At 59.0% G+C, this 17816-nt stretch carries 18 protein-coding genes and 1 pseudogene; 8 read left to right on the top strand and 11 right to left on the bottom strand.

All coding sequences use genetic code 11. The annotated features are described in order from the left end of the window. Positions 1-59: 59 nt before the first annotated feature. The 4 genes and pseudogenes from CYR52_RS14690 to CYR52_RS14675 form a co-directional block, all read right to left on the bottom strand. Positions 60-1187, bottom strand: coding sequence for a hypothetical protein (locus CYR52_RS14690; RefSeq protein ID WP_101828845.1), 1128 nt, complete (start codon positions 1185-1187; stop codon positions 60-62). A gap of 155 nt (positions 1188-1342) precedes the next feature. Then, positions 1343-1731: pseudogene (locus tag CYR52_RS14685) on the bottom strand (M15 family metallopeptidase). Positions 1732-1739: 8 nt separating this feature from the next. Then, complete coding sequence (locus tag CYR52_RS14680; protein WP_072926692.1) at positions 1740-2000, bottom strand: phage holin family protein; 261 nt, start codon at positions 1998-2000, stop codon at positions 1740-1742. After that, positions 1997-2392 carry a putative holin gene (locus tag CYR52_RS14675; RefSeq protein WP_072926690.1) on the bottom strand — a complete coding sequence of 132 codons (396 nt, stop codon included), beginning with the start codon at positions 2390-2392 and terminating at the stop codon, positions 1997-1999. The genes CYR52_RS14680 and CYR52_RS14675 overlap by 4 nt, the downstream gene beginning before the upstream one ends. A 264-nt stretch (positions 2393-2656) precedes the next feature. Here CYR52_RS14675 and CYR52_RS14670 point away from each other — a divergent pair, with 264 nt between their 5' ends. The 4 genes from CYR52_RS14670 (at position 2657) to CYR52_RS14655 (ending at position 4970) form a co-directional block, all read left to right on the top strand. Beyond that, on the top strand, positions 2657-3511 hold the full coding sequence (locus tag CYR52_RS14670; protein ID WP_101828844.1) for a LysR family transcriptional regulator: 855 nt from the start codon (positions 2657-2659) through the stop codon (positions 3509-3511). Positions 3512-3700: 189 nt separating this feature from the next. Then, a complete protein-coding gene (locus CYR52_RS14665; RefSeq protein WP_101828843.1) occupies positions 3701-4174 on the top strand; it encodes a nuclear transport factor 2 family protein in 474 nt (157 codons plus the stop codon). A 91-nt stretch (positions 4175-4265) separates the two neighbouring features. After that, the gene (yafN, locus tag CYR52_RS14660; protein ID WP_101828842.1) at positions 4266-4556 is read left to right on the top strand and encodes a type I toxin-antitoxin system antitoxin YafN; all 291 of its coding nucleotides are present in this window, start codon (positions 4266-4268) and stop codon (positions 4554-4556) included. Positions 4557-4565: 9 nt separating this feature from the next. After that, positions 4566-4970: a type II toxin-antitoxin system YafO family toxin gene (locus CYR52_RS14655; RefSeq protein ID WP_101828841.1), complete on the top strand. Its 405-nt coding sequence runs from the start codon at positions 4566-4568 to the stop codon at positions 4968-4970. Positions 4971-4974: 4 nt separating this feature from the next. On the opposite strand, the gene CYR52_RS14650 is transcribed toward CYR52_RS14655, so the two are convergent. Next, positions 4975-5514, bottom strand: a complete 540-nt coding sequence (locus CYR52_RS14650) for an ankyrin repeat domain-containing protein (RefSeq protein ID WP_101828840.1) — start codon at positions 5512-5514, stop codon at positions 4975-4977. Positions 5515-5561: 47 nt separating this feature from the next. Continuing rightward, positions 5562-7109 (bottom strand): catalase, encoded by a 1548-nt coding sequence (locus tag CYR52_RS14645; protein WP_101828839.1) that lies wholly within the window; start codon positions 7107-7109, stop codon positions 5562-5564. Positions 7110-7734: 625 nt separating this feature from the next. Here CYR52_RS14645 and CYR52_RS14640 point away from each other — a divergent pair. Further along, a complete protein-coding gene (locus CYR52_RS14640; RefSeq protein ID WP_072926676.1) occupies positions 7735-8001 on the top strand; it encodes a helix-turn-helix transcriptional regulator in 267 nt (88 codons plus the stop codon). A gap of 31 nt (positions 8002-8032) precedes the next feature. Here the strand turns inward: CYR52_RS14640 and mmuM are convergent, their stop codons facing one another. Together mmuM and mmuP are read right to left on the bottom strand one after the other, a co-directional pair. Beyond that, complete coding sequence (mmuM, locus tag CYR52_RS14635; protein ID WP_072926674.1) at positions 8033-8971, bottom strand: homocysteine S-methyltransferase; 939 nt, start codon at positions 8969-8971, stop codon at positions 8033-8035. After that, entirely contained in the window at positions 8961-10391 is a 1431-nt protein-coding gene (gene mmuP / locus CYR52_RS14630) for an S-methylmethionine permease (RefSeq protein ID WP_072926672.1), read from the bottom strand. Before mmuP ends, mmuM begins: the two co-directional genes overlap by 11 nt. Before the next feature lie 708 nt (positions 10392-11099). Here mmuP and yjbE point away from each other — a divergent pair. Together yjbE and CYR52_RS14620 are read left to right on the top strand one after the other, a co-directional pair. Next, positions 11100-11342, top strand: coding sequence for an exopolysaccharide production protein YjbE (gene yjbE / locus CYR52_RS14625; RefSeq protein WP_241521491.1), 243 nt, complete (start codon positions 11100-11102; stop codon positions 11340-11342). Positions 11343-11566: 224 nt separating this feature from the next. Continuing rightward, entirely contained in the window at positions 11567-12307 is a 741-nt protein-coding gene (locus tag CYR52_RS14620) for an SDR family oxidoreductase (RefSeq protein WP_072926929.1), read from the top strand. 6 nt (positions 12308-12313) lie between these two features. Here CYR52_RS14620 and CYR52_RS14615 read toward each other — a convergent pair whose 3' ends face one another. From CYR52_RS14615 to CYR52_RS14605, 3 genes are all read right to left on the bottom strand, one after another. Then, positions 12314-13729, bottom strand: coding sequence for a PepSY-associated TM helix domain-containing protein (locus tag CYR52_RS14615; protein ID WP_101828838.1), 1416 nt, complete (start codon positions 13727-13729; stop codon positions 12314-12316). An 89-nt stretch (positions 13730-13818) separates the two neighbouring features. Beyond that, positions 13819-14265 (bottom strand): DUF2946 domain-containing protein, encoded by a 447-nt coding sequence (locus CYR52_RS14610; protein ID WP_165699092.1) that lies wholly within the window; start codon positions 14263-14265, stop codon positions 13819-13821. Positions 14266-14433: 168 nt separating this feature from the next. Beyond that, on the bottom strand, positions 14434-14949 hold the full coding sequence (locus CYR52_RS14605) for a GNAT family N-acetyltransferase (RefSeq protein ID WP_072926664.1): 516 nt from the start codon (positions 14947-14949) through the stop codon (positions 14434-14436). 281 nt (positions 14950-15230) lie between these two features. Here CYR52_RS14605 and CYR52_RS14600 point away from each other — a divergent pair, with 281 nt between their 5' ends. Next, complete coding sequence (locus tag CYR52_RS14600; RefSeq protein ID WP_241506175.1) at positions 15231-17216, top strand: methyl-accepting chemotaxis protein; 1986 nt, start codon at positions 15231-15233, stop codon at positions 17214-17216. The last annotated feature ends 600 nt before the right edge of the window (positions 17217-17816 follow it).

The raw sequence follows: 17816 nt of genomic DNA, 5'->3' as shown, positions 1-17816 counted from the left end.
GCACTCCAAAGCAGCATCATCAGATGCTGCTTTTCGTCAAATGAAAGGGAAGGGCGATATTAATTATCGATATTCTGAACGTTGCTGACGCCCGGCACGGCGTCATGGTCTTTCATGGTGTGGACGACCTCAACGTGCATTTTGGTGCCGAACTGGTCCCAGAGGTAAAAATAGCTGTGCTCGCCTTCCCGGTAAGTGCCGAACTTAAAATTCGCCGTGATATGGGCAGCATAAAAAATAATTTCCCCTGCACCCTGATAAATTTTCCCGCTATGTTTGCCGACATGGCGACATTCCGTGACCGAGACTTTGTCATCCGAATACGCCACAATATCGTAATTTTTTTGACCCAGACCCTGGGTGATGGTCGGGCAAAAGACATTTTGCAGATGGTCCCATTGTGGCGCACCGGAAATAGAGGAGTTCATAAAGAGCTGATCATCACCGCTTACTTTTTTGAGCCGCGTGCCGGACACGACCTCAAAACGGGTAATCGTGAAATAGTCGCTCTGGATATGCATGCGGTAAACAAAGTCATCATAGTCGGTGGTGTTAAAATCTCTATCAAAGACGGGTTTCTTATTTTTCATCTCATCCCAGGCGAAATTAGCGACCCCGTTATCACGGCTCATGGTTACCATCTGCGTATTATTCTGTGGGCCATGCTGATAATTTTGCGGCGCATGGCAGACAACCTGCACTGAGGTTTTCGTGCTGCCGCTGCCGGATGCAGACGTGTCCATGCTGATCTTAACGTTGTCCTTGCCCACAAAATCCATTTGCAGCGCCACGGCTTCACTGGCAAAGTTCGGATTAATGGTTTTATTACTGCAAAGTTTCCAGCTGATAACCCAGTCATAATTATTGGAGGGATCTTCTGCATAGGTCGCCTGATACAGTTGATTGGGGTTATACAGGGCGCCAAATAGGTCGGCGTCCTTAGCCGGCGCACCCAGATAGGCTATTGCATTACCGGTAACGTTATTAATCAGGTTAATGGTGACTTCTTTTTCACACTGCTCAGGTGTGGGGGCCGGTTTACCACTCTCTGTTTTAAATTTTACCCCGGCATAGAGCGTGACATAATGCCTGCCGTTCACCACCAGATGGGCGGTTGAAATATCTTCTGACGAAGGTTCGGTCCACATTTTTAACGAAGAAACGCCGGTGACATACTCTAAAGCCATAATAATATCCTCACGTTACATGATTAATTTCAGGGAGTCGCTTATCACCGCCATTATTTATGGCCAATGATCAGCGTACGAAATCAGTGTAATGATTCTCTTTCTTGGGGTGCGGCTGAAAATGATTGACTCTGTACTCTTTACTGCCCAGGTTATTATGCCGGGTAGTGTTTCCAGGGAAGCTGGAAATGGGGGCCGTCCCGAAGGCCTTCCCAATTTCCGCCCCATTCCACCGGAATGCCTGTCGCCTCTGACGCCTGCATAAAGGCCTCGGCAATTAACCGGTAATAGGTAATTCCCAGGAGCCTGCCGGTGTCGGGTAAGCAATAATATCAATCGCATGGCCGGTCAGGTGGCGGCTATGGAGGGTGCGGGATTGCCCCTGTTTTAATAACGCCTGCTGGCGCTCTGGCGTCCGGCGGCCCTCGGTGATGCCGAAGTCCACCGGGGTTAAGGTTAAGGCATAATGCGCCAGCGACGTTAAGTCCGGGTGGACATCCCGTAATTGGCGCAGGCTGCGTTCGCTGAATGAAAATACCGGCATCGTCTTCCTCACTTGATAATTTTTGACAGATCCCCCGCGGCCACATAAATCACCGCGCATAATAAAAAATGAATAATGCTTTCCGGCCACTCCGCCAGTGGGTAATACCCCATTGCCAGGCAATAGATCACGCTGCCGCAGGCAACGGCCAGCAACCAGGTCAACCATAAAATAATCCGGCGCGGGTGGGGGTTATTTCTTTGTGATGTAATTATTCGCAAGATAATAAATAGGCAGGCTATGATATTCAGCAGCGTTGGGATGCTCATTTTTTTTCTCTCTTACGCAGCGTGTCGAATAACGAGGCGGTTTTTTGCGGTTTTACACTCAGAAACATTAAAACCCTGACCGCCGCGACAGAGGTCAGGGTGGCGCCCACGGCTACCGGCGTCACCACCGGGAGGCTAAACATCTTTTCCAGCAAAAAGGAGAGCAGGGAGGCGGTAAATTCTGCCGCGATCACCCCAATCACCATTGAGGCGGTAAAAGAGGCAATGCGCGCCCATCGCGGCAGGTCAGCCGCGGAAATAATAAAAATCAGGCTGCCGGCAAACGCGCCCAGTATCACCCCCGGATCATGGCTTATATGCAGGCCAAGGAACGGGGTAAATAGCGTTACGCCTGCTTTTCCGCTATCACCCGCATTGAGTGCGTCTGGCATGGGTTTACCCTCACGTTGATCACAGATGTTAATATCTTGCTAAGGCCCGAATAATAGCGGCATAGGCTGCCCGTGTTGGTTGAAAAATAGATAAGAGTTAGCTAATAATTGACCGATAAAAAGATCGCAAAAAGAATTAATGTATTGTTACCGGATTTAGGGAGCGGCGGGTTGATTATTTTTTTCATCTGCCCGCTAATGGTCGCCTTGTGCCTATGTGGAATAAACTGAGACAGCTGTGATTACACGTTCATAGGATAAGATATGGGAATCTTTCTGGCTAAGAAAATGAAATATTTCATCGTCACCATGGAGGAGAAAAGCTTTTCCAAAGCGGCGGAAGTATTATGCATTACCCGCTCACCGTTAAATAAGGTGATTTGTGAGCTGGAAGAGGTACTTGGAGGGAAACTTTTTCACCGGACGTATAATGACCTCGAGCCGACAAAGCTGGCGTGGGAGTATTATAATAAATGCAAATCCGCTTACCGTTATCTTAATGCGATTGAATATGAGTGCTATCACCGGACGAAAAAAATCCCGGTCACCATAAAATTTGACATCAGCGTGCCGCAGATCCTTTTCCAGCATATTACCATGGCCATTGGGGCAGAAGGGCTGGAGGCCGTCTGTGAGCGCGCCCTGATCAGCATTGCGGATGTCGAAAATATGTTCGATAAAAAAGATCAGATCATCGTTTCATTACGGGCGTTACCTTTCTTATCCGGCATTGCGGTTGAGAAATGGCCGGGAGGGGATTTTGTGATTGTCGGCAACCAACAGCAACAGAATAAAAACGGGCCGTTTAAAATTTCCTTATGGAAAGATGACTATTCAGACATCATGTGGCAATCGGTCAAGGCGCATATTCACACCCTGGCGCAGGATATTGACGTCCTGGAAAATGACTTTGATATCGTCAAATTGCTCTACTGCCTGAAAACCGGCAAATGCGGGGCGGTGTTAACCCATAAAATCGCGGCGATGTACGCCATGCAGAACATGCCGTTGCAGGTGATTGAGAAACTGCATCCCTATGTGCATCTCTACCATAATCTTCATAAAGAAAGTATGCCGGGCCGGGACAAGCTTAAAAAAATCATTAACTTGTTTATTTGATTGAAACAAAAGCGCAGCGGGCGACGCTGCCGGTGCCGCTGTTGATGGCGTGGCCGGCAGTGTTGAGCGGCCCCGGCACCACGCCCCACTGCTTACCTCTTTTTCCGGCCACCCTTAGCACTAACAGTGATTTCCCTCCGGCAGTAAATCCCGGTACAACAAAGGATTACCTGAAAAGAGGAGTTTGCCATGTCATTACCACGCCCGCCGTTACCGCCGTTTACCTTAGAAACCGCCATCCAGAAAGTCCGTGCGGCAGAAGATGCCTGGAACAGCACCGATCCCCAGCGCGTTGCGCTGGCCTACACCGAGCATTCACAGTGGCGCAACCGCGATCGCTTTATCAGCGGGCGGGCGGAGATTGTCACTTTCCTGACTGAAAAATGGGTGCGCGAGCAACACTACCGCTTGATCAAGGAGCTGTGGGCGTACAGCGAAAACCGCATCGCGGTGCGTTTTGCCTATGAGTGGCAGGACGCCGCCGGGCAGTGGTTCCGCGCCTACGGCAATGAGAACTGGCAATTTGACGCCAACGGCCTGATGGAGACGCGCCACGCCTCCATCAACGACCTGCCGATCACGGAATCCGAACGCAAATTCCATTGGGATCGCCACGCCCCGCGGCCCATTGACCACCCGGGCCTGACCGCGTTGGGGCTGTAAGCGACGATGTCCCGCAGAAAAAGGATCAGCTGTTGTTGCTCAGACAGGAGGGCTCTATACTGTACAGAGTTAAGTACATGATGGAGGGACTATGCAGCGTATCTTAGCGGAAAAAGCGATCAATATTACGGAACTGCGGAAAAACCCGGCGAAGTATTTTATTGATCAGCCGGTGGCGGTGTTGTCCAACAATCGCCCGGCCGGGTATATGATCAGCGCCAGACTCTTTGAAGAGTTAATGGATTTACTGGAGGAGAACCGTAGCCATCAGGTTGCCGCCCGTTTCAGGCCCACGGCTGCGCGCCTGAATGAGATTACCGGCCATGCACAGGGGCTGTTGGAAAACGCCTCAGACAAGGATTTCAACGCATTTACGGAATAAGTTCACGGAATGAACATCAGAATCTTTAAATCGACCTGGATCCGTCATCAACTCAGCCAGCAAGAACTGGCCGATTTGGTGGCGGATTTTTTGCTGTATAAACAGGAAGGGATACTGCCGGACACGTTTGGCCGTGATGCCCCTTATGATGATGACTGCACGAATCCGTTGGTAAAGCAGGAGCAGGTCATGCACGTGCACCTTGCCGACGGTGACCATCCCTTTCCCCGCCATCTCCGCCAATTTACGCGCACCAGTGATAACGCCCATCTGGTTTACTGCCGGGGTGCCATGCATCCTGACTGCTACCTGCTGATTATCATTCTGAAACCGGAAGCGCATAAAATGGCACGGGATAACAACCATATGCATCAGATCGGTAAAATGGCAGAAGCCTTCCGGATGACATACTGATCCCTCACCGCCCCCGGATCTCCCCCTGTCCCAGCGATGTCACGCTGTTGCCCAGCGCATCGGTGGCCTGCATATCCGCCCCTTTGTCAGCCAGGGCTTTCAATAACTCCGTGCGCTGAAACAGCGACGCATACATGGCGGCAGTCTGGCCCGCATTGTTGCGCTGATCCGGGTTGCATGGCGCAGCAATCAGGGTACGGGCGATCCTGACCTCACCTTTGAAAATCGCGCCCATCAGCGCACTGTTGCCGCGTTTGTCCCGCAGGCAGGGGTCTGCGCCATGTTTCAGCAGCAGCGCCAGGGTGTCCGCATGGCCGTGATAAGCCGCGAGGATCACCGGCGTGTAGCCGTTGGCATCCTGCACGTTCAGGTCATACTTTGCCGCGACAAACTCCCCGATGATGGCGGTATCGCCGTTGCGCGCCGCATCCCAGAGGTGCTGGTTCAGCGAGGCGCGCACCTCCTCCGTCGGGGTGGGCTGTGCCAGGCCCGGCCAGGAGAACAGCAGGCTACATACCAGGTTAACTATCAACACACTACGCATCGTCACAGGCTCCTTCAGGCCGCCCGTGGGGCGGGCGGCCGGAATAATCAGTCAGAGAGTTTGGCGGCCATCTGCTGCACTTTGCTGAGGTCTGCTTTCGCGACTTTGGTCAAACGGGTGCCGTAGTCGGCGTCCGCTTTATAGAAGTAGGAGAGCATCACGTCGCGGCTGGCACTGTCAGTGGTCGCCAGCGCCGAACCAAGGCTGTTGATCAGGTCATCCTGATCTTTTTTGCTGTAGGAGCGGTAGAGTTCACCCGCCTGCTTGAAGTTCTGCTCCTTCTGGATTTTGGTTTGCTGGGTGGTACCTTCCAGCGGCGTCAGGCTGTAGCGCGCCGAAGCCAGCTCCTCACGCGGGTAGAGGCGGCTTGGCTGGTAGTTCACGCCCTTGTCCTGCGTGTGGCCGGTGTTGTGGCTGCCGTCCTGGTTGATGTTGTTGACCGGCGCACGCGGGGCGTTGATCGGCAGGCTCATGCCGTTGGCGCCCAGGCGGTAGATCTGGGTGTCGGCATAGGCAAACAGGCGGCCTTGCAACAGTTTGTCTTCAGACGGCTCAATGCCCGGCACCAGGTTCGCCGGGGCCATCGCCACCTGCTCAGTCTCCTGGAACACGTTATCCGGGTTCTTGTTCAGCACCATCTGGCCGATTTTACGCTCCGGCACATCTGGCCAGATTTTGGTCGGGTCGAGCGGGTCGAAATCGAAATTCTTCAGCTCTTCCGGCTTCAGCACCTGCACATAGAGATCCCATTTCGGGAAATCGCCGCGGTTAATCGCGTCTACCAGGTCATGGCTCAGGTGGCTGTAATCTTTGCCCTGCACCTGCTCAACCTGCTGCGGGTCGAGGTTTTTCACCCCTTGCAGCGTCTTCCAGTGGAACTTCACGTAGTGCACTTCACCTTTGGCATTCACAAACTTGTAGGCGTGTACGCTGTTGCCGTCCATGTTGCGGTAGGAGGCCGGGGTACCCTCGTTGGAGTAGAGCTCCGTCAGGGTGCGGGTGGACTCCGGCAGGTGGGAGAAGAAGTCAAAGCGGCGCGCGTCATCATCCAGGTTGGTGCGCGGGTCGGGTTTGAAGGCGTGCACCATGTCCGGGAACTTAATCGCATCACGGATGAAGAAGGTCGGGAAGTTATTGCCGACCAGATCCCAGTTGCCCTGGGGGGTGTAGAACTTGGTGGCGAAGCCGCGCGGGTCACGCAGCGTCTCCGGCGAATGGTTGCCGTGCACCACCAGGGAGAAGCGCACAAACACCGGCGTTTTGCTGCCTTTCTGGAACAGCTGCGCGGTGGTCAGGTCGGAGATGTCCGCGGTGGCGGTGAACTCGCCGTGCGCGCCGGTGCCGCGGGCATGGACCACGCGCTCCGGGATGCGTTCACGGTCAAAGCGCTGCAACTTCTGCAACAGCTGCACATCCTGCAACAGCACCGGGCCGTGGGCGCCGGCAGTCTGTGAATTCTGGTTATCGCCTACCGGCGCGCCATTATCACGGGTCAGGGTCGCGGCACCGGCAGAGGTGGCGATAATTAAGGATGAGACAATCAACAGGCTTTTTTTAATTCGGGTGTTAAGTACCGCAGCACGGCTATTGCGCATGGTATTTCCTTATTTCAAACAGTCATTATTATCAGCCAGAGGCTATTTATTGCAGGTGAGTCGGGGTGGGCCACCTGAATAGGCAGGTAACCAAAATAAATAACCGGCGGGCCAGCCGTCACTGACGTGGCGATGCACCGGCGTTTATCGTAATACGTCGTCAGATATCGCGATGGGCGGGCAGTCTCTCTCCTCTGGATGAATGAACCGGTCACCGGCAGCATAAAGAAAACGCCGCCTGCCGCACGGTGATTTACCCGCAGCGATGTAAAAACAACCGGTTACGCGGGCGCGACAGGGCGCTACTTTACCGGGATTACGTCTTTTTATAAGGCTGTTATCACTATCAGATTAATAGGCAGGGCTTAACAAACCCGGTGGGGAAATAAAAAAGTGAGGTAAATGAGGCGATTGGAAAAGCGTGGGTTGAAAACAAAACAGACACATTTTGCGAAGTGGTTCATAAAATCGGCAATATTCAGACACATCTTAAAATAAAGCCCTTTCCCAAAAAGTGGGACGGCGTTCATACTTCTGCGGCGCGGGGTGGCGCGTTATTTTCCGGGCGGGTGGCGGGCGCGGATAAAAACTAAGAATACCTGAGTCAATGAAGAGGAAAATAATCATGCTGGTAAAACGATTAAAAGAGGCGCGGGTACGGGCCGGGTTAACGCAATATAAACTCGGGCTGTTGGCCGGCATGGAGGAAACCACCTCCAGCGCGCGGATGAACCAGTATGAGAAGGGCAAACACCAGCCCGACCAGGCCACCGCAAGCCGGATCGCCCAGGCACTCGGGCTGCCGCTGGCCTGGTTTTATGCCGAAGAGAACGATCTTGCGGATGCCATCCTGCGTTACTGGCAGCAGTGCGCGGCAGGCACGCCGGAGTAACCGGCGCGCCTGAATCAGGCAAGGGAGGGGATCAGCCCGCGCAGCGCTGGGCGATGGCGGCGATGTCTTCAGGGGTAGTGCGGCAGCAGCCGCCGACCAGCCGGGCACCGAGCGCGATCCACGCCGGGAGGTGGTCTGCCGGCGTGGGGTGGCCGCTGCCGCAGCTGTGCCAGCGTTTGCTGGTCGCGTCATACTGCTCGCCGGAATTCGGGTAGACCAGCAGCGGTTTGTCCGTCAGCGGGCTTAGGGATTGCAGCGCCGCCGTGACCTTGTCCAGCGCGATGCAGTTAATCCCCAGCGCCGCCGCCTGTGGGGTGGCGTTCAGCAGATCCACCACCTGCGTCAGCGGGGTGCCGTCGCTCAGGTGGTCGCTGTCACGCAGCGTAAAGGAGAACCAGGCAGAGAGCGCCGGGAACTCTGCCAGCAGCGCAATCAGCGCCTGCAACTCGGCAAACGACGGCAGCGTTTCGCACGCCAGCAGATCCACGCCCGCTTCCGCCAGCGCGCGGATGCGCGGCCGGTGGAACGCCATCATCTCCGCCTGCGGCAGCTGGTAGTCCCCGCGGTACTCAGAGCCGTCCGCCAGGTAAGCGCCGTAGGGGCCAACCGAGCCGGCCACCAGCAGGCCGGTTTTCTCCGGGTGCTGCGCCAGGTAATCGCTGCGCGCCTGTTGCGCCAGCGACACGCTTTTGCCAATCAGCGCCAGCGAGGCCGCCTCATCCAGCCCGCGCGGCGCAAAGCCCTGCGGCGTCGCCTGATAGCTGGCGGTAATGGCGCACTGCGCCCCGGCGCGGAAGTAGTCCAGATGCACCTGATAAATCAGTTCCGGGTTCTCCAGCAGCACTTTCGCCGACCAGAGCGGGTCAGCCAGGTCGCAGCCGCGCGCCTCCAGCTCGGTGGCCAGCGCCCCGTCCAGGATCAGATAAGGGTGTTGCGCCAGATGGCGGGCAATCGGGTTTTCAGCCGGCATGGTGTTCTCCTGATACAGCGGCAGTTAAGGTTTTCGCCCGTCGTTGGGTCACATAATAGGCAACATAGCAGAGCGCAACGAACGGCAGGCCACAGTATAGGGCAATCCGTTGCGACGGGTCGAACGCCAGCCCGACGCAGGCCAGCAGGCAGAGCACGAAACCGAGGATCGGCGTCACCGGGTACCAGGGCGCGCGGTAGGGCAGGGCGGCGGCCGCATTGCCCGCGGCCAGCCAGCGGCGGCGGAACACATAATGTGACGCGCAGATGCTCAGCCACACCGCCACCACCGCAAAGCCGGAAATGGCGGAGAGCGCCACGAACACCGTGTCCGGCGCGACCACACTGGAGAGCAGCGCCAGCAGCCCGCCGACCATGCTGACCAGCAGCGCGTTCATCGGGATGCCGCGCCGGTTCACTTTGGCAAAGGCGCCCGGCAGCGTGCGCTCATTCGCCAGTGACCAGAGCATCCGCCCGGAGGCGTACAGCCCGGAGTTGGCCGCAGACAGAATGGCCGTCAGGATAACGAAGTTAAACATGTCGGCCGCATAAGGAATGCCGATCTTCTCAAACACCGCCACGAACGGGCTTTTCACAATCCCTGCCTGGTCCATCGGGATCAGCGCCGCCAGCACCAGCACCGACCCGATAAAGAAGATCACCAGCCGCGCCACCGTGGTACGGATGGCCATCGGCACCACTTTCTCCGGCTGCGCCGTTTCACCGGCGGCGATGCCGATAAGCTCAGTGCCGGAGAAGGCAAAGTTCACCGCCACCATCGTCATCAGGATTGGCAGGCCGCCATGCGGGAACCAGCCCCCGGCCGTCAGGTTACTGAGGAACGGCGCGGGCGTGCCGTCACGCATCGGCACCAGCCCGACCATCGCCCCGGCCCCGAGGATAATGAACGCCAGGATGGTCACCACTTTGATCAGCGAAAACCAGAACTCCCCCTCGGCAAACACTTTGGTGGTGATGACGTTCAGCCCAAAGATGATGACGCAAAACAGCAGACACCAGATCCACACCGGCACCGTCGGGAACCAGTACTGCATACAGAACCCGGCGGCAGTCAGGCTGGAGCCGAGCGCCACCGTCCAGGTCAGCCAGTAGAGCCAGGCCACGGTGTAACCGGTGGCCGGGCTGAGGTAACGGGCGGCATAGAGGTGGAACGCGCCGGTTTCCGGCATCGCCACCGACAGCTCACCCAGGCTCAGCATCACCAGGTAGACCACCAGCGCACCAATCAGGTAGGCCAGCAGCGTCCCCAGGGCGCCGGTGGTGGAGATGATGTACCCGGTGTTGAAAAACAACCCGGTGCCGATCACGCCGCCAAGCGAGAGCATCACCAGATGGCGGGCTTTCATGGTGCGCTTGAACTGGCCTTCTTGGCCGGAAGTGGAGGAGGGTTGGCTGCTCATTCTTATCCGTATAGACGTCTAAACTTCTAAAGTGAGGTTGTTATACCTTTTACGCCGGCTGAAATCAATCTTCACTCCTGCTGGGTGTCCCCGACCGCCTGAGCGCGATGATGGCCGCTTATTAATCCCCGCCGGGAATTATCCAGCCCGCCGCCCGCTTTTTTAACGCCCGCCCGCCCAGCACACACCTTTATTTATTGATGAAAACCCCGCGCCACACCCAAAGAAATAAAATCACCGGAAGAAATGAGAAATAAATACCCCGCTAAAAATAAAACCCGGCAGATAAATAACAGAAGTGAAAATAATGTGATTATTTTAGCCGGTGTGGCGGCTGGCGTTGTTGCCTGAGATTCTTAATTGCATTCCTAATGGTATTTGTTTGTTTTTAAAGGATTTTCACGCCGATTTCATGATCATTTCACCTTGTGATAAACACCGGAAAAACTAAAAAAATTCATTTTATATTAAGGCTATTCTTAAAAACTTTACCGGCGCTGATGTTATTTGTTTTTTAAAAGCCAAACCTCTAGCGTTTTAATTCGCCGGGCTTGATTAATTGGCAAGGAATCCCCCGGTAATATCGGGCCGCGTCCGGCGGCAGCGGGATAAATACGCGATAAAAAAACAGCGTAAACCTGCGGCGGCAACCGGGCGGCCCGCCGGTATGTCAGGACTCTCACAGCAAGTCATCAGGAGAATAAGAAAATGAACGCAACTATGATGAAAGTGGCCGGGCTTATCACCGCCCTGGCGATCTCCGGCGGCGCGGCTGCGGCACAAACCGCAGGCAGCAGCGCGACCTCGCTGAGCAAGGGGCAGTCTGATGCCATCGGTGTCGGCAGCATTGCCGCGATTACCGCCGTGGCGCTGCTGCTGGAAAATGGCGGCTCAGACGGCAACGGCTCCACTGCCACCAGCACCTCGACCACCACCCAGACCACCCGCTAACCTGTTGCTTGTTTTGCGCTTTACCTGTAACTCCCCTTTGCTTGTTTTACAGGCCGCCTCCGGGCGGCCTCTTTTTTCCGTCTTCACCGGCGGCCTTTTTCATTGCCGGGGCGGCGGTGGGTTGCTATAGCTATTCCCAGGGCTGCCGCACCCGGCCGGGTGGGCAGGCCACGCTTTGCGCCGACACCGTGCGCAACAGATGACCTCAACCGGGGGATAAGATGATGAGCAATGAAAACCAGAAAGTCGCGATCGTGACCGGGGCCTCACGCGGCATCGGGGCGGCCGTGGCGGAACGGCTGAGCAAAGAGGGGTTTGCGGTAGTGGTGAACTACGCCAGCCAGGCCCTGCCGGCCAATGCGCTGGTGGAAAAAATCACCCTGCGCGGTGGCCGGGCGATCGCGGTAAAAGCGGATGTCAGTGATGCTGCCGCCGTGGCCGCCTTGTTTGACCGGGCCGACGCCGACTTTGGCGGGGTGGACGTGCTGGTCAATAACGCCGGGGTCATGGCCATTGCGCCGCTGGCGGAGATCGATGACGCCACCTTTGACCGGCTTATCGCCATCAACCTGAAAGGCAGCTTCAACACCCTGCGTGAGGCGGCAACGCGCCTGCGCGACGGCGGCCGCATCATCAACCTTTCCTCCAGCCTGGTCGGGCTGCTGCACCCCGGTTACAGCGTCTACACCGCCACCAAAGCCGGGGTGGAAGCGCTGACGGCGGTGCTGGCGCGGGAACTGCGCGGCCGCAACATCACGGTAAACGCCGTCGCGCCCGGCCCGACCGCCACCGATCTGTTCCTCGACGGCAAAACCCCGGAACAGGTGGAGCGGCTGGCCAAGATGCCGCCGCTGGAGCGCCTCGGCGAGCCGCAGGACATCGCCGCCACCGTGGCATTCCTGGCCGGGCCGGATGGCGGCTGGATCAACGGCCAGACGCTGCGCGCGAACGGCGGCATTATCTGACGTTCATCAGGCCTGACTGCGCCGCCAGCGCCACACATCCACACTCAAAAACAGCAGCAGGCTGACGCCCATCACCGGCAAGGCGAGCGCCAGCCCGGCGGCCACCAGCACCACCGCGAGGCGCGGCAGCCACGGCAACCCGGCCCAGGCGGCAGAGAGTGTCTGCGCCGGGTGCTGCGCGGGGGCCGCGGGCCGCCGCAGCCACCACATCCGGTAACCCCAGAGGATCATCAGGCACAGCCCCAGCCCGAACGCCGCCAGCACCAGTTGGTTCGGCAGCCCGAACAGCACGCCCATATGTGCGTCAATTCCCCAGCGCGTCAGTTTCGCCACCAGCGGGAAATCGGCAAAGCGCACCACATCCACCACCCGGTAGCCGTGCGGGTCGATGGCCGCGGAATCGACGCGCGTCGGCCAGCGGGGATTGATCTCATTCACCGTCCAGGCCCGGCCGGCGATTTTCGCCGGACGGATCTCCAGCCGGTCAGCGGCAATCCCGGCCTGCCGCGCCGCCGCCAGCACGCCGTCAAACGTGGCGGCGGCCTGCGCCGGGGCGGGCGGCATCACCATGCCGGGCATCATCATCATGCCGTGGTGCTCCGCGTGCGGGTCAGCCTCTTCTTTTTCACCCTGGCTGCGGTGCAGCTCGGTGTTCACGGCCGGGGTCATCCAGTCCAGCGCGCTGCGCATCCGGTCGATATTGCTGCCTGCCCAGTTTGACCAGGTCAGGCCGGTGGCGGAGAAGAACAGCAGCCCCAGCAGCAGCGTCAGCCCGGTCACGGTATGGCGGCGGCGGGTGCGTTGCTGTTGCCGGGCGTTCTCCGTGGCGTGGCGCGTCAGCCGCGGCGGGCGCTGCATCAGCCAGAGCGCCAGACCGCCCAGCGCCGCCACCCACAGCCAGGAGGCGGCCAGCTCGCTGTAAACGCGCCCCGGCTCGCCCAACAGCAGGTTGCGGTGCAGGTAGTCCAGCGTGGTGCGCAACGGCAGGATGCCGCTGGTGCCGTAGGCGGTCAGCTCGCCGCGTAGCGCCAGCGTGTGTGGGTCAATAAACAGCGCCCGGCTCTCCGACGGCCCCAGCCCGGCGGCCGCAAACATCACGCGGGTGGTCTGGCCGGGGGAAGGCGCAGGGCGCACGGCGATGATCCGCGCACCATGCCCTGCCGCCGCCTGGGCCGCGGCAACCTGGCGCGACAGCGGCTGCACCGGGCCGGTGGCATCGGTAAAGAGTTGCTGCGCATACAGCGCATTTTCGAGTTGCGGCGTCAGCACATACAGCGTGCCGGTGAGGGCAGCGACAAAGATAAACGGGCCGACGAACAGGCCAATGGCGAAATGCAGCCGCTTCAGCAGCGCCAGCAGCGCCGCGCGGGCAGAGAGGGTGTGCGCAGGCGTACGCGCCTGCGGCAAAGATTCAACCGACATGGTGAACTCCGTGATAAGGCAAACGACACGCGCCACCGCCCGGCAGGGCAGCGGCAACGGACAACAGACGCCGGGGCGTCAGGGGCTTATCAGCAGAAAGGGGGCGCGCGGGTACGCGGGCGGCAGACCGGCGGGGGCGGGGGCAGGCGTAACCGCAGCCGGGGCGGCGGCACACGGGCCGCCAGCAGGGTAAACCAGGCCAGCAACGGCAGCGCTATCTCCAGCAGCGGCGCATGGGCCAGCAATACGCAGTAACCACAGGCGGCCTGATCGGGCATCATCCCCGCGGGGTGCGACATCGGCATCTCACCCGCCGCCATCGCGCCATGATCCATCGCCTCATGGCCCATTGCCTCATGGCCCATTGAGGGAGAGTCCATCGCCATCATCATGCCGGGCATCGCCGTCGTCCGGGCGTGCGTGTCTGCCAGTGAGGTGGAGATCACCGGGGCAACAAACAGCAGCAGCAGAGCGACTATCCCCAGCCAGGCCGCCGTGGTACGGTGCCGGGCAGAGGGGCGGAGCGTCAGAAACACAGCAGATCCCATCACAGGGTTACCACGCCATGCGGTAACCGGCGCAGGGAGTGTACGTGATTTATCGCAGAAATGTTAAACCCGTGCTGCTAAAAACACACGGGACAGTAAAGAAAAGATCACCGATCGGTGACGTCAAACGGGGCAATTAACCGGCCAACCGCCCCCTTATGGGAGCGGCATCACCAGCAGATCCATCAGGCTGCGCTGGCTGACGCTGGAGAAGGGCAGGGTCTGGATGCTTTCCATCCCGTGCCGCAGGTAGAAGGTGCGCGCCCGCGGGTTGTTCTGCAACACCGTCAGCCACAGGCTTTTCTGGCCCTGTTGCCTGGCGGCCGCCAGCACCTGCTCCCACAGTTGCCGGCCATAGCCCTGGCCGGTCTGTTCCGGCATCAGGTAGAGTTTTTGCAGCAGCGCGCCCGGCTCGTTGTTGTCAGGGCGCGGGCGGTTCCAGCACACCTTGGCAAAGCCGATCGGTTGCCCGGCGGACTCGGCCAGCAGCCACAAAATCTCCGGGTTGGCGAGTTCGGCCTCCAGCGTGTCACGGTTGTACTCGTCGGCCAGAAACTCCTCCATCTCCGCTGCCACCTGCCACAGGTGGGCAAAATGGTGCAGGTAGGATTCACGCGCCACTTGTTGCAGGGTGGCCGCATCCGCGACCCCGGCCGTTCTGATCGTCAACATTCTCATTCCTTCGATGTATAAAAGACCTCCATCCTGCGTAATTTAACGACACAAATCAATCCGCTTGCTGAATCGTTTTAACCGTTCATTCACAAAATGAATGAATCAGGCGAACCCGATCCCGGTGCGCCGGGCGGGCAAACCGGAAATTTGCCTGCGGCAAGTGGCTAAGGTTTCGCCGCCGGGTGCCGATAACGTTCCCGATGCCTGGCGGGAAACAGGTGAACCACCCGAGCAGGGAGTGCCGCTGACACTGTGACTGACTTCGCCAGGGGAACCCCATGTTTTTGTCATCCTTATTTCGTAAAAAGCCGCCGGGCACTGCGCACCGCGGCCTCTCTACCCGCAGTGTGATGCTGCTGGCGGGGCTTGGCGTGATCACGCTGGGCTTTGTCACCACGCTGGGCCTGCTGAGTTACCAATCCGGCAAGCAACAAAAAGCCCTTTCTATCCACTACCTGACCCAGACAGCAGCCACGCAGGCGTTGGCGACCCAGCAACGGCTGGATGCGGCGCTGATTGCCGCGCGCTCGCTGGGCGTCAACCTGCAAAGCCTGCAACAGGGCGGCGCGGCCGATCGCCACCTGGCGGATACCCTGTTACAGAATACGCTCGGTAACCATCCCGATTTTCTGTCGATGTCGATGGGCTGGGAGCCGGACGCCTTTGACGGCAAAGACCGGGCGCTGGCCGGGCAGCCGGGGCAGGATGCCGCCGGGCGGTTTGTGCGCTACAGCGATCGCGATGCGCAGGGCAACCCGGCGCTGCACAACTTAACGGACTACGAGACCCCCGGCAGCGGCAATTACTATCTGTTGCCGCGTGAGCGCCGCACAGACGTGATTCTGGAGCCTTACAGTTACCCGTATAACGGCGTGCCGGTACTGCTGACGTCGATTGCCGTGCCGATCATGAAAGAGGGGAAATTCCTCGGGTCGGTCACGGCGGATTTCTCGCTGGTTACCTTGCAAAAGATGATTGCCGGGATTGTGCCGTTCCAGGGCACCGGTTATGCAGCGCTCTATTCGGCAGAGGGGAAAGTGGTGGCGCATCCGGACGCGGCGCTGCGTGGCGGGAGTGTGACCGAAGCGGGGCTGTTGGAGCATATCCGCGCCGGGAAGCCGTGGCAGGCGGAAGTGGAAGACAGCGTGCTGAAGACGCGCGCCATCAGTATTGTGTTGCCGATCCCGGTGGGGAACAGCGGCACGCCGTGGATGTTGCAGATTGTCGCGCCGCTGGATGTGGTGATGGCGGCGGCCGATCGGCAGCGTACTCAGGCGTTGTGGCTGATGTTGCTGAGTATTGTGATTGTGACCGGCGTGCTGGGTGCGGTGTTTACCTTTAAGGTGGCGCGCCCGCTGGGCGGGGAACCGCGCGAGGCGGCCGAGATTGCGCTCGCCGTCGCCGCAGGGGATTTACGTTTGCCGGTGACGGTGAGCGCGCAGGACACGCACAGTCTGTTTTATGCGCTGTCGACCATGCAGCGTCAGCTGTCGACGCTGGTCGGGCAGATCCGTGCCACCAGTGAGGCAGTGAGCAGCGAGGCCACGCAGATCGCTGCCGGGAATGTGGAGCTGGCGGCCCGCACGGAGCAGCAGGCTGCCGCGCTGGAGCAGACGGCGGCCAGTATGGAGCAGTTGACCGCCACGGTGCAGCAGAACGCCGAGAACGCGCACAGCGCCACCGCACTGACCGGCAATGCCGCGCAGATAGCCGGGCGCGGTGAGCATCTGGTGGGTGAGGTGGTCGCGATTATGGGTGAGATTGACGACAGCGCGCGGCGCATCAACGAGATCACCACGCTGATTAACGGCATCGCGTTCCAGACCAATATTCTCGCGTTGAACGCGGCGGTGGAAGCCGCCCGCGCCGGTGAGCAGGGCCGTGGTTTCGCGGTGGTTGCCGGGGAAGTGCGGAATCTGGCGCAGCGCAGCGCCGACGCCGCCCACGAGATCAGCGCATTGCTGGCGGAGTCCGGTGCCCGTGTCGGCAAGGGGGTATCGTTGGTGAACGCCACCGGCAAGACGATGGCCGAGATGACGCAGGCCGTGATGGCAGTCAACGCCATTATGGCGGAGATTGTCACCGCCTCGGACGAGCAGGCACGCGGCATCAGCCAGGTGACCCAGGCGGTGCACGAGATGGAGGGTGTCACCCAGCAGAACAGCGCGCTGGTACAGCAAGCCACCGCCACCACCGCCGCCCTGGAGCAGCAGGCCCTCGGCCTGACCGCCCACGTCAGCACCTTCAAAACCCGCGACCTTTAAGCGTTATAAAACCAGGCCGCATAAAAAGCCGGGGCGTATCAACGTCCCGGCTTTTTTTCGCCTTCTTCACGACAACCCTCAACGATTCACCGCCTGCTTTTCCGTACCTACCCAAGAACTTGCAGAAAGGCTGGGGCATAAAAACCCTTGCCGAACGGAGCCGCAGGCCTGGGTAAGCGGGGCGGATACCCAAAAACCACCCCTACCATTTCCTCACATACTTGCTGGTTTGCAGAAGTAGTGGGGGCGTAAAAATCATTGCCGAATGGAGCCGCAGGCCAACCGAGCGGGCAGGACGGCCAAAAACGCCGTCTACTTTTTCCTTACATACTTAAGAATTCGCAGTCTGGTGGGGGCGTAAAAATCATTGCCGAATGGAGCCGCAGGGCCGGGTGAGCGGGCAGGACGCCCGCGAGAGTCGCAGCCACGCTGGGAGCGTGTCTGCGGCGGCCCGATTAGCCCGGAGGCGAAATGAGGGCCACCCGCGAGAGCGGGCAATGATTCAGCCGGGGCACCGAAAGTGCGCGGGTGCAGGGCGAGCGCACCGGCGCGCCCTGCTCGGTTGAGGCTTAGTGGTTGAAATGGTCAGCGATGCCGAAC

Origin of the sequence: Chimaeribacter arupi (genome assembly GCF_002858805.1) — a bacterium.
Taxonomy (GTDB): domain Bacteria; phylum Pseudomonadota; class Gammaproteobacteria; order Enterobacterales; family Enterobacteriaceae; genus Chimaeribacter; species Chimaeribacter arupi.
The sequence above is the reverse complement of the archived record's forward strand: the minus strand, read 5'-3'. Positions and strand labels throughout refer to the sequence as shown.

Excerpts from the sequence above, each read along its gene's own strand:
- CYR52_RS14600 (WP_241506175.1), top strand. The coding sequence starts at position 15,231 with ATGTTTTTGTCATCCTTATTTCGTAAAAAGCCGCCGGGCACTGCGCAC.
- CYR52_RS14670 (WP_101828844.1), top strand. The coding sequence starts at position 2,657 with ATGGGAATCTTTCTGGCTAAGAAAATGAAATATTTCATCGTCACCATG.
- CYR52_RS14620 (WP_072926929.1), top strand. The coding sequence starts at position 11,567 with ATGAGCAATGAAAACCAGAAAGTCGCGATCGTGACCGGGGCCTCACGC.
- mmuM (WP_072926674.1), bottom strand. The coding sequence starts at position 8,971 with ATGCCGGCTGAAAACCCGATTGCCCGCCATCTGGCGCAACACCCTTAT.
- yafN (WP_101828842.1), top strand. The coding sequence starts at position 4,266 with ATGCAGCGTATCTTAGCGGAAAAAGCGATCAATATTACGGAACTGCGG.
- CYR52_RS14655 (WP_101828841.1), top strand. The coding sequence starts at position 4,566 with ATGAACATCAGAATCTTTAAATCGACCTGGATCCGTCATCAACTCAGC.
- CYR52_RS14640 (WP_072926676.1), top strand. The coding sequence starts at position 7,735 with ATGCTGGTAAAACGATTAAAAGAGGCGCGGGTACGGGCCGGGTTAACG.
- CYR52_RS14615 (WP_101828838.1), bottom strand. The coding sequence starts at position 13,729 with ATGTCGGTTGAATCTTTGCCGCAGGCGCGTACGCCTGCGCACACCCTC.
- CYR52_RS14665 (WP_101828843.1), top strand. The coding sequence starts at position 3,701 with ATGTCATTACCACGCCCGCCGTTACCGCCGTTTACCTTAGAAACCGCC.
- CYR52_RS14645 (WP_101828839.1), bottom strand. The coding sequence starts at position 7,109 with ATGCGCAATAGCCGTGCTGCGGTACTTAACACCCGAATTAAAAAAAGC.
- CYR52_RS14675 (WP_072926690.1), bottom strand. The coding sequence starts at position 2,392 with ATGCCAGACGCACTCAATGCGGGTGATAGCGGAAAAGCAGGCGTAACG.
- mmuP (WP_072926672.1), bottom strand. The coding sequence starts at position 10,391 with ATGAGCAGCCAACCCTCCTCCACTTCCGGCCAAGAAGGCCAGTTCAAG.
- CYR52_RS14680 (WP_072926692.1), bottom strand. The coding sequence starts at position 2,000 with ATGAGCATCCCAACGCTGCTGAATATCATAGCCTGCCTATTTATTATC.
- yjbE (WP_241521491.1), top strand. The coding sequence starts at position 11,100 with ATGAACGCAACTATGATGAAAGTGGCCGGGCTTATCACCGCCCTGGCG.
- CYR52_RS14690 (WP_101828845.1), bottom strand. The coding sequence starts at position 1,187 with ATGGCTTTAGAGTATGTCACCGGCGTTTCTTCGTTAAAAATGTGGACC.
- CYR52_RS14650 (WP_101828840.1), bottom strand. The coding sequence starts at position 5,514 with ATGCGTAGTGTGTTGATAGTTAACCTGGTATGTAGCCTGCTGTTCTCC.
- CYR52_RS14605 (WP_072926664.1), bottom strand. The coding sequence starts at position 14,949 with ATGTTGACGATCAGAACGGCCGGGGTCGCGGATGCGGCCACCCTGCAA.